This window comes from Flavobacterium sp. KH_001 (genome assembly GCF_057840745.1).
The window spans coordinates 1,428,488-1,441,659 of the sequence record NZ_CM174520.1 but is presented as its reverse complement, the minus strand read 5'-3'; the positions used below and the strand labels follow the sequence as shown (position 1 = coordinate 1,441,659).

9 protein-coding genes are annotated in these 13,172 nt (G+C 33.7%); 6 read left to right on the top strand and 3 right to left on the bottom strand.

The genetic code is table 11. The features are described 5' to 3' along the window. Nucleotides 1-39: 39 nt before the first annotated feature. Both AC3ITQ_RS06355 and AC3ITQ_RS06350 read right to left on the bottom strand, forming a co-directional pair. Nucleotides 40-765 carry a tetratricopeptide repeat protein gene (locus AC3ITQ_RS06355; protein WP_489237400.1) on the bottom strand — a complete coding sequence of 242 codons (726 nt, stop codon included), beginning with the start codon at nt 763-765 and terminating at the stop codon, nt 40-42. Between the two features lie 2 nt (nt 766-767). Continuing rightward, complete coding sequence (locus tag AC3ITQ_RS06350; protein WP_375030723.1) at nt 768-1,352, bottom strand: RNA polymerase sigma factor; 585 nt, start codon at nt 1,350-1,352, stop codon at nt 768-770. 127 nt (nt 1,353-1,479) lie between these two features. On the opposite strand from AC3ITQ_RS06350, the gene AC3ITQ_RS06345 reads away from it, so the two are divergent. The 6 genes from AC3ITQ_RS06345 to AC3ITQ_RS06320 all read left to right on the top strand — a co-directional run bounded on the left by AC3ITQ_RS06345 (nt 1,480) and on the right by AC3ITQ_RS06320 (nt 9,819). Then, nucleotides 1,480-1,779, top strand: a complete 300-nt coding sequence (locus tag AC3ITQ_RS06345; RefSeq protein WP_489237398.1) for a hypothetical protein — start codon at nt 1,480-1,482, stop codon at nt 1,777-1,779. Nucleotides 1,780-1,910: 131 nt separating this feature from the next. After that, nucleotides 1,911-2,888 (top strand): hypothetical protein, encoded by a 978-nt coding sequence (locus tag AC3ITQ_RS06340; RefSeq protein WP_489237396.1) that lies wholly within the window; start codon nt 1,911-1,913, stop codon nt 2,886-2,888. A 110-nt stretch (nt 2,889-2,998) separates the two neighbouring features. Continuing rightward, entirely contained in the window at nt 2,999-4,951 is a 1,953-nt protein-coding gene (locus tag AC3ITQ_RS06335; protein WP_489237394.1) for a DUF7849 domain-containing protein, read from the top strand. A 142-nt stretch (nt 4,952-5,093) separates the two neighbouring features. Continuing rightward, nucleotides 5,094-7,751 (top strand): CHAT domain-containing protein, encoded by a 2,658-nt coding sequence (locus AC3ITQ_RS06330; protein ID WP_489237392.1) that lies wholly within the window; start codon nt 5,094-5,096, stop codon nt 7,749-7,751. Continuing rightward, on the top strand, nt 7,703-8,143 hold the full coding sequence (locus AC3ITQ_RS06325; protein WP_489237390.1) for a retropepsin-like aspartic protease: 441 nt from the start codon (nt 7,703-7,705) through the stop codon (nt 8,141-8,143). Before AC3ITQ_RS06330 ends, AC3ITQ_RS06325 begins: the two co-directional genes overlap by 49 nt. Nucleotides 8,144-8,307: 164 nt before the next feature. Further along, nucleotides 8,308-9,819 (top strand): T9SS type A sorting domain-containing protein, encoded by a 1,512-nt coding sequence (locus tag AC3ITQ_RS06320; RefSeq protein ID WP_489237388.1) that lies wholly within the window; start codon nt 8,308-8,310, stop codon nt 9,817-9,819. A gap of 118 nt (nt 9,820-9,937) precedes the next feature. Here the strand turns inward: AC3ITQ_RS06320 and AC3ITQ_RS06315 are convergent, their stop codons facing one another. After that, nucleotides 9,938-13,108 carry an efflux RND transporter permease subunit gene (locus AC3ITQ_RS06315; RefSeq protein ID WP_489237387.1) on the bottom strand — a complete coding sequence of 1,057 codons (3,171 nt, stop codon included), beginning with the start codon at nt 13,106-13,108 and terminating at the stop codon, nt 9,938-9,940. Between the last annotated feature and the right edge of the window lie 64 nt (nt 13,109-13,172).

The window sequence follows — 13,172 nt, the reverse complement described above, 5'->3', positions numbered from 1 at the left end:
TCTCTGCGAAAATTCTTCGTGTATCTCTGTGAAACTACTTTAATCTAAAGCATCCAAAAGCTCCTGAACTTCATCATAATCCTCATAATCCTGAGAAATGGTTTGCAGGATTTGCTTGCAGCCTTTATAATCTTTTTGCTTCAATTTCATTATAGCTAAATTCCAAAGTGATTTGTCTTTATAAATTGGACTTGATGCTTTTAATTCATTAAAAACTACTTCTGCTTTTTGGTACTCGCTTATTTGTAATAATGAAACCCCGTAATAATATTGAACTTCTGGTGTTTTGTTGTCTTTTAAAGCCATTTCAAAAAACAGAATCGCATCTTTAAACTTTCTGCTATTAAAAGCTTTTTCTGCTTGTAAAAGATGCATATCCGTAGTGCTTCTTTCTGTAAAATGAGCTTGCCCGGGATGATTGTAATCATTAAAAGACGGATTTTGATTGTAGTCAAAAAAGAACAATCCGAATAAAATAATAACTGAGGCCGCCGCCGCTAAATACCACGGACGCATCAATACTACTTTTGGTTTTTCCTTATTGAAATGCTTTTCTGCAATTTGGTTCAGATTTTCCTTAAACGCTTCTCTTTCGGCTTCAAATCCAAATTTATTTTGCAATTGAAGCTCTACTGCTTTAAAAGTCTCAAATTCTGAAGCAAATTCCGGATCTTCGGCTAATTGTTTTTCAAAATCAGTTTTTTCGGCAGCAGTCATTTCGCTTTGAAGATATTGATCAAATAATATATAGCGTTCTTCGTTCATGACTAATTGTTTTTTAGAGAATTAAAATTTTTAGCTTCCTGAATCCACTGCGTTAACTGACCTACGCACAACGATTTCTTTTTACGGACATAACCATAAGTTACGTTGAGTTTTTCAGCAACTTCTTCCATCGATTTAATTGAAAAACTTAGTTTTAAGAGTTCCTGACATTTGTCTCCCAGTTTCTGAAACATCGTATCAAAAAGCTGTTGCCTTTCGTCAAATTCTTCTGTTTGTCCAATTAATTCGATTGCAGATTCATTCATAGATACTATATCTTCATGAATTGTTACCCCTTTATTAGATGTTTTTTTAAACTCATTCAGCCATTTTCTTTTGCACAATAGAAAGAAGTAGGCATCAAATGGGCAGGTTAATTTTAGGGTATTGGTTTTCGCCTGATTAAAAAGCAATAGCATCACTTCCTGAACAATGTCCTGCGCCTGGTCTTTATCGCCGGAATTATTCATGACGAAAAAAACGACTTTGGGAACGAACTTTTTATAAATAGACTGAATAATTGCCGAGTCATTTGCAGCAAGTCCTTCAATATACATTTGGTCAGGATGAATTTTATTTGCGCCCATAAAAAAACTTTTTGATAGCTAATTTAGAAAAAGAATCTGAAATAACTTTCATTTCATGGGGTAACAATTACAAAATCAAGTTGATATAGGAGTACAATAATCTTTTAAACCAAAATAATTAAGAGAAATGGAAACGTATCAATTCACAAACAAACAAAATCATGATCAATTTTACGAAATGATTTCAGCCAAAAAACGAAATGGTTTTGTCATTATCGAACACAACGAAAAACTACCTTATGTCGTTTTATCTAAAGAAAAAAAAGCCATCAAACATTCTTTTCATCTCTTTTTGACTTGCATCACATTCGGACTATGGTCTCTCGTCTGGCTGTATTTAATTGTTACGCTTTCGCGAAAGAAAAACATACTGGTTGCTGTCGACGAAGACGGAAATCTTTTTGAAGACAAATGCCTCTCCGCATAAATAAAAAAAAAATAAAAAACGGGGGTAACAATTTTATTAGTGAGTTGATATAAGAATATAAAATTAAAAATTAACAACCTGAATCTGAAACCGCTTGAATCATCAAGACAGATTTATAAAAACCAGAAATCATGAACACAAAATTTAAAACTATTAGTCTTTTATTTTTATTAATTATCACTTTAGTAAGTTGTGATACCAACACTGATGGCGATGATATTATTATTTCCCCACCAACATCAGCCGCTTTTAAAAGCATTAGCGAAAAAGGACTTAAAAGAAACACGCAAAACTTTACTATTACAGCCGGAGACGGAGTAGTAACCTTTACCTCTGCAAAAGGAGTTAAAGTAAACATCAACGGAAACTGTTTAACCAAAAACGGAAATCCGGCAACAGGAACTGTAAATATCGAATATATCGAACTTTTTGACAAAGGAAATATGTTAGTTACCAACAAACCAACAATGGGAATTATGCCTGACGGAAAGAAAAACCTACTGATTTCCGGAGGAGAAATCTTCATCAAAGCGACTCAGGGCGGTGTTGAACTTCAAAATTCCTGTTCAATGAGTATGATAATTCCAACTGCTTTAACTGATGGTTTGGACAATGCCATGACTTTATGGGCTGGGGTAATCGACGAAAAAGGGGAACTAGCCTGGAGAGAAGACAAAGAAGCCAATGGCGGAAAGGGCGGTGTTCAGGGCGAAGGCGCCAACTATTATGTAACTTTTGGAAACTTTGGATGGACAAATGTGGATCGTTTCTACAGCGATCCAAGACCAAAAACAACGATTCTTGTTGATGCTCCCGAAGGTTATGACAACAATAATAGTGCAGTTTATCTATCTTATGACGGAGAAGGAACTAATGCATTGGCTAAATTAGATACTTACACCACAGCCGGATTATTCAGCGAGCACTATGGTCAAATTCCGATTGGACTGGCTTGTCACGTGATTTTTGTGACCGAAGACAATGGCAACTGGCGTTACGCAATAAAAGCCGTAACCGTTGCTGCAAACGATGTTTATACTTTTACACTTGCAGAAACTGTTGTTGGAACAGAGGCACAACTGGTAGCCGCAATCAATGCTATTCAGTAACTTACAAAATACTTTTAAGAAAAAGTGGTGATTTGCTCATCACTTTTTTTTACATTTAATCCAGTTTTAAAATTAATTCTGATGATTTTAAAGCTAAAAAACTACTAGCTATGAAACCACTCTTGTCTATTTTCTTTATTCTATTTTCTATTCTCTCAATAGGACAAACCAAAGTAAAAGACACCATAACCCGAAGAGCCACTATTGGTTTTATTCAAAACGGAAATGCCGTTACCTATAAACCTGAAACGCCACCTTTGATTCCGATTGCGGGTGCACCAAAACCAAGTTATTCTTATTTATGGGAACTCGGCGATGGCCATTACAGCAAAGAAGCCCAACCGAAACACGTTTATAAAAATAAAGGAACATACACAACCCGATTGGCTGTAACCAACAATTACGACAACGGAAAACCACCTGCAACGCGACCTAAAAAAGTAGCTATAAACGATATTACGGATACGACTTATAAAGACATTGCGTCAATAGAAGATCAAAATGGGTTTGCAATCATCAAAAACTGCGACCCTATTCCGGAACAGGAAATGGTAGTTGTAGTAGGTTATCAAAATCTGGAGAATTATGTAGCGAGTGGAAAACTGTATTTGTTTTATAATGAAAAGCAATTCAAAAACAATAATTTTGAATTAGTGGATTTTAGAACCTATGCCAACGAACGCGAAGTAAAAGAAAACACTGTTGCTTCGGTTGATGATTTGGACGATTCTAAAAATTATCTGGCTTCCGCCGAAAATCGAATCAAACTCAAAAAATACCGAAATACAACTACTGAAGAAGATTTGGATGCTTCGTTATTAGAAGCCAATAAAACCTATCATAACGTTTCGGTTTTAGAATTTGATGATACCAATCCGGGCGAAACACGCAATGTTTTTTATACGTTTAAAACCACTCCGGAAATGATAAAAGATACCAGCGCAACAGTTACGATGCGTGGCATTTTTGTTCCAAATCGAAGTTATAAAAACCACAAAATTAAAAATCTGGAAATGGAGATTGTCACTTCTCACGACCCGAACAAAATGGGATCGAACGGAAGTTTTATGAATTACAGATTGGTACGTTTTAAACGGGTGAATTTTAAAACCCGTTTTCAAAACAACGGCGAAGGTCCGGCAAGAATGATTCGGTTAGAAACTGACATTCCGGATATGTTTGATAAAAAGACTTTTCAGATCGAAGACATGTATCCAAAATGTCCGATTTGTCCAAAAGATGAAGAACCAACTGTAAGTTGTCTCGATACAATTATCAAACAAAAACAGATTTTCTTCACTTTCAAAAACATTTATTTACCGGGAAGTGAACAGAAAAATGTACATGAAAAAGATTCTACAAAAGGCTTTGTAAAATATTCAATGAAGTTTGCCGAAGACTTTCACAAAATAAAAACCCGAAGCCGAACTGCGATTATTTTTGATAAAAACGAACCCATAATTACCAATTACGCCACTACCCGATTCTTGCCCGGAATTTCGATTGGTGCAAAAGCCGGATACAATTTATATCCTGATTTAGATAAATCAACGAGTTATTTTGTGGGTGCCACGATTTCGCCTTTTAAATCCTATCGTTTTTATTGGCAGGCAGAATGGGTTAATGCTTTGAACAAGTACGATAGTGAAGTTGATATTAAAAATGAAATAAACACAAACGCAAACGGAGTAAGACAATTGGTACGTACCACTACAGCAACAGAAAACAAAAATGTCAATTGGGAAGTTCCGCTTTTGATTCGGTACAACATCAATAATTATATTGGAATTGGTGCGGGAATCCAGGCGAATATCAATGTCTCTGAAGAACAAAATCAGAACATAAAAACCGAAACTTTTGAAGCTGAAAAAGAAGTTTTTTTAATTAGTACAACCACAACACCCAACACGGTAAAAAATTCTTTTACTGATATTAAAACAGGGCTTTTATTTGATTTAACGGCTGGTTTCGCGAGAATTGGTCCAAGTTTGGGTGCGAGATACGTAATCAACTTTGAACAGAATTTTAACTATTTCCAGTTTTACGGGATATGGAAGTTTTGATTTTTTCACCATATAAGTAATATAAGTTCATGTTAAAAACTGGATTACTTATTATCGAAATATGCTTCTCTATATTAAAAAGTAACATAGAAGCTTATATGACCTATTTAGTTTTATCTTCGAATTATACGCAACGATTAATATGAACTTATATCACTTATATGGTTTAATCTTTTTTTTCATAAATCTGAATGTTTTTGGACAGTATCAAGAAGATAAAATATATACTGCAATTGATGTTTTTGTCGCTCATCCTTCCGCGAAAGCGCTACAAAATTTAACGAAAACAGAAGCTGATTTCTGGAAAAGTCCAAAACCAAAAACTTCGGATGAATTATTGGCAATTGTGGTTTTAAACTGCAATAAAGCGTATTATGAAAACCAGTTCGGGCAAACGGAAAAAGCGATTTCGAGTTATGAAAAAGCCTGGCAAATTTATCAGAAAAAGAAACTTTCCAATTATGATATTATTGAATTTTGCCTTAAACCTTTAGGCAATTTATATACTGTTTTAGGTGATTATGACAGTGCAGAAAACACTATAAAACAATATTTTTTCATTGTCAATACTGCCAAAAATTATCCCGACACACAAAAACAGAAATTTGCTGCGATTTTGAATTTATCGAATGTGTATCAGAGTTCCGGGAAAACTTCTTTAGCGATTGAGTTATTGGAGAGTACTTTGAAAACAGAGAAATTATCAAATGTCCAGAAAGGAATTTTATTGAATAATTTGGGGAATAGTTATTTGTTAAGTTCCGCTGGAAATTTGATGCGCCCGGAGATTTATGACAAAGCCGAAAATGCTTTTAAGAAAACCGTAAATTATCTCAAAAACGAGAAGGAACAAACTGAAACTTTATCTAATTCTTATCGAAATTTAGCAACACTTAATCGTCAGAGACAAAAGTTTGAAGTTGCCAATTCTTATCTGGAAATGGCAGAAAAACTCTTTTTTGAAACTCCGAATCAGCAACCCAGAAAAATTGCAAAACTTTATTATGAAAAAGCACTGTTACTTTTTGACGAAGGAAAAAATGACGAAAGTATAAAACAAATTTCGGCAATTTTTGAAATTTTACTTCCGAATTACAATCCTCAAAACATTTTACCCAATCAAAACCAATTGTACTCAGAAACTGTTTTAATTGACGCGCTTGATTTACAGGCAGAAATTTCATTTTTTAAACAACCCAAAGAAGCTTTAAAAGCCTTTGAACTTTCCTTTTATATTGAAGATTTATTAATTAATTCATTGGTGTACGAGAATTCTAAAATCATTACTCAAATCAGAAATCGAAATCGTACTGAAAAATGCCTTTCTATTTACAATCGTTTGTTTAAAAAAGAAAATAAAATTCAATATTTAGAAGAGGCTTTTCAATTATCAGAAAAAACCAAGTCGGTTATTTTAAAAGACTATCGCTCAAATATTAAAACAGCTTCTTCAGAAGAAAAAATTTTTTTGCATCAACTTCAAAACTTAAGTAATGATATTTTAAAAGAGCAGCAAAAAGGAAACTCAGCTAATATTTCAACTATTAATTCGGCAATAAAAAAACAAAATGAATTAATGCTTTCGCTGAAAGAAATTCAGGCGAAAAACTTCCATTTCATTCCTGAAAAAACCGATTTAAAAGTGCTTTTTTCTAAATTAGAAAAAGATAAAGCTGTAATGGCTTATTATTTTATAGGGTTTGAAGATCAATATTTTTTCACTCTACAAAACAATCAGATTAGTTTAAATCGAATTAGCAGTAATTTGACCATCCCAAAAATCCTTCAATTTATAGATTATTTTAATACTTCAGATGCCATTACTAATGATATCTCTGGTTATAATAACTGTGGAAAAAAAGTTTATGATCTATTAAAATTACCCACAAATACCATCTACAAAAATCTTATTATTATTCCCGATGGAATTTTAAATTTCCTGCCCTTTGAAGCTTTAATTACACAGGAATCTTCTACAACAAATTTTGCCAAAATGCATTATTTGGTAAACGATTTTAAGATAGCATATAATACTTCGGCTAGTTTTTATTTAAATTCAAAACCGGTTTCCAATTCAGACAAAACAGTTTTGGGCATTTTTCCCATATTCGAAAAAACAGCTTTTGAATTGACTTATTCAAAGAAAGAATTAGAATCAATTCGTAATAATTTCAATGGAAAATATTTAGAAAATTCAAGAGCGAGTTTTTCAAATTTCAAAAACAATGCTTCCAATTATTCCATTTTACATTTAAGTACACATGCTTCTTCCGGCGATGTTGAAACTCCGGCAAGTATTAAATTCTCTGATCAGGAAATATTGTATTCTGAATTGTATAACCTCAACATCAATCCGGATTTAGTAGTTTTAAGTGCCTGTGAAACCGGAATCGGTAAACTCTATAAAGCTGAAGGCGCAATGAGTGTGGCTCGAGGTTTTCAGTTTGCGGGTGCTCAGAATTTGCTGTTTTCTTTATGGAAAGTAAACGATTATACAACCTCGGTTTTTATGACTGATTTCTATAAAAATATCAAAAATGATGTTCCTTATTTTGGGGCTAATTCCGATGCAAAAATTGCTTTTTTGAATGATAAAACCATTCCAAATGCGAAGAAATCTCCTTATTACTGGAGCTCGTTTGTGTATTACGGTTCAATCTCACAGGAAGAAAAAACATCAAATTATATCTATTACATCATTAGTTTATTGAGTGTAATTGGTTTATTTTTGATACTCAATCACTATCGAAAATGGAAAATCTTCACGAGACTCTCAAGAAAAAGAATTACAAAAAAATAAAATTCAAAGTAACCAGAACACAACATCTTTTGATAAAAGCTAAAATTAATGGTATTTTGGGGAATTTTATTCTTGATACTGGAGCTTCCAATACTTGTATAAGTTTTGAAAGTATTGAACTTTTTAGTGTTACAGCAAAAAAATCAAAAACAAAAGCTTCAGGAGCTGGTGGAACCGGTATGCGAACGCAAATTTCGGCCAGCAATCTTTTACAAATCGGAAGCTGGAAAAATGCAGATTTCAGTTTGGTCATTTTTGATCTTTCGCATGTTAATGAAGCATTGCAAGCTTATAAATCAAAGGCGGTTGATGGTATTATTGGTGCTGATGTTTTATTGGAAGGCAAGGCTATTATTGATTACTACAATCATTATTTGTACCTAAAATTATAAATTTAAGTTGTTGAAATTTATAACTCCAAGACTTTATAATTCAAGATTTCGTGTTTAAAGAAAATTTAATTTGAAGTTATTTTTGTGAGAAAATCATTCCTTATACAATTGTAGAATCGCTTTTTGTATATATTTGTTAAGTCCATTTTAACAAATCTAATACTATGAAAAAAACTCTACTTTGTTTTCTTTTCTTGTTTACTACTGTTTTTTATGCCCAGGTTACCAATATTGAACATTGTGCTGGTGATACTAATTTTGACTTAACAATTCGAAAAACAGAATTATTGGGCAATCTAAATCCTGATGAAACCTCGATTAGTTATCATTTAAGTCTTGCAGAAGCAAACAACAATACAAATGCAATTGCAAATCCTTCGAGCTATATCAGTACTGAAAATTCTAAAACTATTTATGCCCGAATTGATAATCTTGGGACTATTACAACCAATTATTTTAATTTAATTTTAAACTCTTATTTGATTTCTCTTATAACTACAGAAGGAATTTCTTGTATAAACCCCAAAGGAACTGTTACTATTATGGGAAGTGGAGGAAAATCTCCTTATCAATATGCATTTAATGGAGGCTCTTATAGCTCTGGTAATGTATTTACCAATTTAGAACCGGGAATGTACATGATAAATACAAAAGATGCTTTAGGCTGTGTCTATTCACTGATGGTTGCCCTTGTTGCTTATCAACCAATCATTGCAGACGTATTAAAAAAAGATGTAACTTGTTCTGGAATGAAAGATGGATCTATTACAATAAATATATCTGGCGGAAATTTACCTTTTACTTATTCTCTTAAAGATCTTTCCGGAACACCGATAGTAAGTGAGCAATCGACAATGGTTTTCGCAAATTTAGAGGCGGGAAATTATACTGTCGAAATTACCGATGCCACTGGATGCAAAGTATTACTTCAGACCTATATAACGGAACCTACACCTTTAATTGCAGATGTTCTTGTAGAAAATCTAACAATAACCATTACAGCAATTGGAGGAAGTGGCCAATATGAATATTCCTTAGAAGGAATTAATTTTCAGTCTAATCCTGTTTTTAAAGTCCCTAATTATGGAAATTATAAAATAACTGTAAGGGATACAAATGGCTGTGGTGTGTATGTAATTGATGTAACTGTAGACCCACCACCACCATTGATAGACGGAAAAGACGAATTAACACTTGAATTTAAACCGGGACAAACTTTAGCTGATCTTATTGTTGAAGGCGACAACATAAAATGGTATAGCAGTCATAATCCTTTGGATAATAAAGCAGGAAAATTAGCTGCTGAAACTCCTTTACCTTTAACAACAGTACTTGTAGACGGAACGACCTATTACGCTTCTCAAACCATAAACGGAATTGAAAGCAAAGAACGTCTTGCCGTAACAGCAAAATTAAATGGCAATCTTTCGACTCCGGACTTTGTTTTACCTAATTTTAAATGCTATCCAAATCCTATTGAGCATGTTTTGACTATTAATAATACTTCAAACATTGAAAAAATCGAAATAATTTCTATTTCAGGAAAATCTATTTTGGAGAAAAAAATCAACAACACACATTCAGAAATTGATTTATCAAATGTTGCATCAGGATTTTATTTCTTAAAAGTAAGCTCAGAAGGTCAAACTAAAACAATTAAAATTGTGAAAAAATAAACCTAATTAAATTCCAAATAAAGAAAATCCCAAATTCCAAATTTGAGAACTTCATACCAATAAAAAATCCCAAACTCCTTTCGGAATTTGGGATTTTTTCAATCTAAAATTAAATCAATTAATGGGTATGTTTAGGATTAAAACCGTCTTCGCTTAATTCGGTGTGCTCATAATCGGCAACCATTTCAGCTTCGTAATCGATTTTTTCTCCTTTAGATAATCTGCGGATTATTCCTTCCATTATTTGGTAAATTACAGGAACTACGATCAAGGTTAAGAATAAAGAAGATATTAATCCTCCAATAATTACCCAGGCCAAACCGTTTTTCCATTCAGCTCCGGCTCCAGATGCTAATGCAATTGGGAACATACCAAATACCATCGCAATTGTGGTCATCAAAATTGGACGTAAACGAGCGTGATTTGCCTGAATTAATGCCGTTCTGATTGATTCTCCTGCTGCTCTTCTTTGATTCGTATAATCGACAAGCATGATCGCATTCTTACACACCAGACCAATCAACATAATAATACCTAAAATGGTAAAGATATTCAATGAGTTATTGGTTAATGCAAGTGCTAATAAAGCCCCAATAAAAGATAGTGGAATAGCAAACAATACTACAAAAGGGTGAACAAAACTATCATACAAACTCACCATTACAAGATAAACTAATATAATAGCGGCTAATAACGCGATTCCTAAAGTACCAAAACCTTCACTTTGGTTTTCCTGGTCACCACCCCAAATGTAATTTACTCCAACTGGCTTTTTAAGTTTATCCAATTTGGCTTGCCATTGCGTAACAATTGTTCCGGAAGGCACCCCAACGTTTTGTCCTTTTACAGTTACAGAAGCCGATTTGTCTCTACGCTCTAACTGGCTAGGTCCAGAACCTTCAGTAATTGTAGCAAATTGAGATAATTTAATTTGTTGACCAGCTGCATTGATGAAAATCAAATTACTAACGTCAGTAATACTTTTTCTATCGAATGCATTGTATCTGATGTTGATATCGTATTCGTATTCACCAGCTCTGTATTTACCATCTGTGTTTCCGCTAAAAGCAGTTTGCATGGTTAAACCAACTGTTTGTAATGTCAATCCTAAAGCAGCCATTTTATCACGATCTACTTTAACGTTAATCTCAGGGTTACCATCTTCAACTGTTAATTTGATCTCTGTTGTTCCAGGAATAGTACGTAATTCAGCTTCTGCTTTTTTAGCAAATGCCATAGCCGCTTCTGTTGAAGGACCTGTTACAATTAATCCTAAAGTTGCATCTTCAGCAGTACCTAAGATACCAACCGGAACTGTTTTTACTTTTGCTCCAACTAATACTTTTTCTAATTTACGTTTGATTTTTGCAGCGTATACGTTTGCATCATCTGTACGATCTTTTTGCTCGATCATTTTTACATCAATCTCTGCTTTATAAGCTGTAGCTTGTGACGCTCCAAATCCTTCAGAAGTTTGTCCTACCGTTGTAATTTGACTGTGAACGTATTCTTCTCCTTTCAAAAAGGCTTCTGCTTTTTGAGTCATAAAGTTGGTTTGTTCCAGTGAAGCATCTTTTGGCATTTCAATTTGAACCAAGAACTCTCCACTATCAGAAGAAGCAAAAAATTCACCTCCAATAAAACCTCCTAAACCAAAAATGGAACCAAAGAACAAGATCAATACCAAAACAATTGTTTTTCCATAGTTATCTAAACACCAGGTTAACAAGCCTGAAATCCAGTTGGTGAAACGTGTCAAATAGCTTTCAAATCCAAGAATAATTCTTCCGAAAACATTTTTTCCTTCAATATGCTCTAATTTACCAAAACGAGAAGACAACCAAGGAATAATGGTGAAAGAAGCTAATAAAGATAGTAAAGTTGAAATAATTACCGTTACACAAAATTGAGTAATAATATTAGAAACCAAACCAGAACTCATCGCGATAGGCAAGAATACCACCACAATTACTAAGGTAATCGAAGTTACGGTTCCACCAATTTCTGCAGTACCATCGTATGATGCACGAATTCGGCTTTTACCCATTTCCATGTGCCTGTAGATATTTTCCAAAACCACAATCGCATCATCCACAAGAATACCAACCACCAGAGATAATCCTAATAAACTCATTAAGTTTAATGTATATCCCATCAAATAAATACCAATAAACGTTGCGATCAAAGAGGCAGGAATAGAAACCATTACGATCAACGAGTTTCTAATACTGTGCAGGAAGAACAACATTACAAATGCTACCAGAATTACCGCAATCAATAAATCGTGAACAACAGAATCTGCTGCTTCAAGAGTAAAGATTGTACTGTCTTTTGCAACTTCTAATTTTAAATGATTTTTTTCATAATCTTTTTCAAGAATGGCAATTGTTTTCAATAATTGCTCACTTACCGCAACCGCGTTTGCATCCGATTGTTTAACGATTTGTAAAACAATCGCACTTTTTTGATCAACACGAGATATTTTCTCTGCTACTTTTTGAGTATCCTGAACGTCTGCAATATCACTTAAACGAACTTGAATTCCGTTTTGAGAAGAAACTACTAAATTTCTTAATTCTTCAACACTTTTATATTTACCCGCTAAACGAATTAATATCTTTTGATTTCTTGTTTGGATATTTCCTGTTGGGAAATCTAAGTTTGAACTCAAAATATTTTGTTGCACCTGAGGAATAGATAATCCGTAACCCTGCATTTTTAATGCATCAAGATTTACCTGAATCTCACGTTCCTCACCACCAATAATATTTACCTGCGCCACACCTTGTACACGAGACAAAATAGGGGCGATTTTTTTATCAATTAAGTCATAAAACTCCGCCTCGTCCATTTTTCCGTTGGCACCAAGCGTCATGATTGGTAAATCACTCAGCGAGAATTTGGTTAACGAAGGTGTTTCAGCATCGTCTGGTAAATCACTAATGATCGCATTGATTTTTCGTTGTGCGTCATTTAATGAGAAATCGACTTTTGCATTTGATGTCAGTGTAATCGAAACGATAGATAAACTTTCGTATGATTTCGAGTCAATTTTCTTGACATTTTCTAGGGATGCAATCGCATCCTCAATTTTCTTGGTTACGGTGTTTTCTACCTCACTTGGAGAAGCTCCAGGATAAATCGTAGAAATTGTAATAACGTTTTGCTCAAATTTAGGGATCAGCTCATAGCCTAACTGGCTGTAACTGAACAATCCACCAAGTGTCAGAATTGTAAACAATACAATTACTAACGACGGACGTTTTATGGATATTTCGGCTAATTTCATATTTTTTTATTTATGCTTTAGGCTATAAGCAATAGGCTTTACGCTTTTAAATGCTTACGGCTTA

What these genes read in the sequence shown, in the direction of transcription:
- AC3ITQ_RS06355 (WP_489237400.1), bottom strand. Translation starts at nt 765, where the DNA reads ATGAACGAAGAACGCTATATATTATTTGATCAATATCTTCAAAGCGAA.
- AC3ITQ_RS06350 (WP_375030723.1), bottom strand. Translation starts at nt 1,352, where the DNA reads ATGGGCGCAAATAAAATTCATCCTGACCAAATGTATATTGAAGGACTT.
- AC3ITQ_RS06345 (WP_489237398.1), top strand. Translation starts at nt 1,480, where the DNA reads ATGGAAACGTATCAATTCACAAACAAACAAAATCATGATCAATTTTAC.
- AC3ITQ_RS06340 (WP_489237396.1), top strand. Translation starts at nt 1,911, where the DNA reads ATGAACACAAAATTTAAAACTATTAGTCTTTTATTTTTATTAATTATC.
- AC3ITQ_RS06335 (WP_489237394.1), top strand. Translation starts at nt 2,999, where the DNA reads ATGAAACCACTCTTGTCTATTTTCTTTATTCTATTTTCTATTCTCTCA.
- AC3ITQ_RS06330 (WP_489237392.1), top strand. Translation starts at nt 5,094, where the DNA reads ATGAACTTATATCACTTATATGGTTTAATCTTTTTTTTCATAAATCTG.
- AC3ITQ_RS06325 (WP_489237390.1), top strand. Translation starts at nt 7,703, where the DNA reads ATGGAAAATCTTCACGAGACTCTCAAGAAAAAGAATTACAAAAAAATA.
- AC3ITQ_RS06320 (WP_489237388.1), top strand. Translation starts at nt 8,308, where the DNA reads ATGAAAAAAACTCTACTTTGTTTTCTTTTCTTGTTTACTACTGTTTTT.
- AC3ITQ_RS06315 (WP_489237387.1), bottom strand. Translation starts at nt 13,108, where the DNA reads ATGAAATTAGCCGAAATATCCATAAAACGTCCGTCGTTAGTAATTGTA.